This window comes from Pandoraea sp. LA3 (genome assembly GCF_022696215.1).
Lineage (GTDB): Bacteria > Pseudomonadota > Gammaproteobacteria > Burkholderiales > Burkholderiaceae > Pandoraea > Pandoraea capi.
The window spans coordinates 1-1,969 of sequence record NZ_PTPY01000033.1; the positions used below are offsets into that span (position 1 = coordinate 1).

2 protein-coding genes are annotated in these 1,969 nt (G+C 63.0%); both read left to right on the forward strand.

From position 1 onward, the window contains the following. The first annotated feature begins 1 nt into the window (after position 1). The gene (gene alc / locus C5N93_RS14200) at positions 2–1,021 is read left to right on the forward strand and encodes an allantoicase (RefSeq protein WP_242559769.1); all 1,020 of its coding nucleotides are present in this window, start codon (positions 2–4) and stop codon (positions 1,019–1,021) included. A 122-nt stretch (positions 1,022–1,143) separates the two neighbouring features. Further along, the gene (locus C5N93_RS14205) at positions 1,144–1,677 is read left to right on the forward strand and encodes an ureidoglycolate lyase (RefSeq protein ID WP_242559770.1); all 534 of its coding nucleotides are present in this window, start codon (positions 1,144–1,146) and stop codon (positions 1,675–1,677) included. Positions 1,678–1,969 lie beyond the last annotated feature (292 nt).

A 1,969-nucleotide genomic window follows, 5' to 3' on the forward strand; every position in this document is an offset into this window, starting at 1 on the left:
CATGGCCCTCGCCCCGCAAGACCCGAACGCACCGGAATTCGTGCGCCGTTACGTCAACCTGGCCGATCCGCGTCTGGGTGCACAGGCGCTGGTCGCCAGCGACGAATTCTTTGCGGCCAAAGAGCGCATGCTCAACCCTGAGCCGGCCGTCTTCATCCCGGGCAAGTACGACGATAACGGCAAGTGGATGGATGGCTGGGAGACGCGCCGCAAGCGTGTGAACGGCTACGACTGGTGCATCGTCAAGCTCGCCCGCCCGGGCGTGTTGTTCGGTGTCGATCTCGACACGAGCCACTTCACCGGCAACTTCCCGCCGGCCGCCTCGCTCGAAGGCTGCTACAGCCCGGACAGCGCGCCATCTGACGCGGCCGAATGGTTCGAACTGCTGCCTTCGACCACGTTGCAGGGCAACTCGCATCACTACCACGCCATCACCCAGCAACGGGCGGCAACGCACGTGCGCGTGAACCTGTACCCGGATGGTGGTCTTGCACGTCTGCGTCTGTATGGCTTGCCGCAAAGCGACTGGGCCAATCGTTCGCGCGACGAGTTGATCGATCTGATCGCGATGGAAAACGGCGGTTACGTCGTGGCGGCCAACAACCAGCACTTCGGCATGGCGTCCAATCTGCTCATGCCGGGCCGTGGCGTGAACATGGGGGATGGCTGGGAGACGCGTCGTCGTCGCGAGCCGGGTAATGACTGGGCGATCATTGCGTTGGCGCAGCCGGGCGAGATTGGCAAGATCGAAGTCGACACCGCGCACTTCAAGGGCAACTTCCCAGATCGTTGTTCGATACAGGCGGCGTATGTCACGGGCGGCACCGAGCAGTCTCTCATCACGCAATCGATGTTCTGGCCGGTGTTGTTGCCGGAGCAGAAGCTAGCGATGGACAAGCAGTTCCACTTCGAAGAGCAGGTGCAGAAGCTGGGGGCGATTACGCACATCCGCTTCAACATCATTCCGGACGGCGGCGTCTCGCGTCTGCGTCTGTGGGGTCGCCTGAGCGACACGAAGTAACCAGAGAGAGAGCCCGCGCGCACGAGGGTTGCGATGGAAGCGTCGGCCGGGCGTCGGCGCGACCATCAGGCGACTGGTGTGTGCGGGTGTGCAATGAATAGAGAAAAAATGGAGAGCGTGACATGGCGGGACCGGCATTGAAGATCGAGCGGTTGACGCGCGAGGCGTTTGCGGCGTTTGGCGATGTGATCGAGTTGGCGGGAGCGAAGCATTTCGCGATCAATGGCGGGACGACAGAGCGGTTCCATGATCTGGCGACGGTGGATCTGGGGCCCGAGGGTGGTCGGACGTTGGTGAACGTGTTTCGGGGACAGCCGCGGCAGTTGCCGTACGAGGTGAAGATGTTGGAGCGACACCCGTTGGGTAGTCAGGCGTTCATTCCGTTGAAGAGCACGCCGTATCTGGTGGTGGTTGCGCCGGCGGGCGAATTGGATGTGAGTCAGATGCGGGCGTTCGTCTCGGATGGCTGGCAGGGCGTGAATTATGCAAAGGGTGTGTGGCATCACCCGTTGCTGGCGTTGCATGAGGTGAGTGACTTCGTCGTGGTGGACCGGGGTGGTGAGGGACACAACTGCGACGAGCAGGACTTAGAGGGTGTGTATTTACTGACGCAAGCCGAGTTAGACGCCGTGCAAGGTGAGCAAAAGGCAGCGTAAGCGGGGCATGGGGAGGGCGTAGGGAGGGACAGAAAACGTGTGAGCGACGGCACGACCGCCGCGCAGCAGTTGCGGAGCACGTGCGTGGTGGTTGTGGCGTCGCGTTGGCGTTGGAGAAGAGCGGTGTCGACGGAGCGGGGGAAGCGGAAACAGAGCGCGGGAAGCGGGCGGTTTCGGTGGAGGCACTGAGGGCGGGGAGGGAGACGGGCCGGGGCCCCTTTCTGCAGCGAGTTGGGTTTATGTCTGAGCGGCGGAAAGGGGCTCCGGCCCGTCAGGCGGGGGGTGTTCACCC

Coding starts and splice junctions, on each gene's coding strand:
- alc (WP_242559769.1), top strand. CDS start 2: ATGGCCCTCGCCCCGCAAGACCCGAACGCACCGGAATTCGTGCGCCGT.
- C5N93_RS14205 (WP_242559770.1), top strand. CDS start 1,144: ATGGCGGGACCGGCATTGAAGATCGAGCGGTTGACGCGCGAGGCGTTT.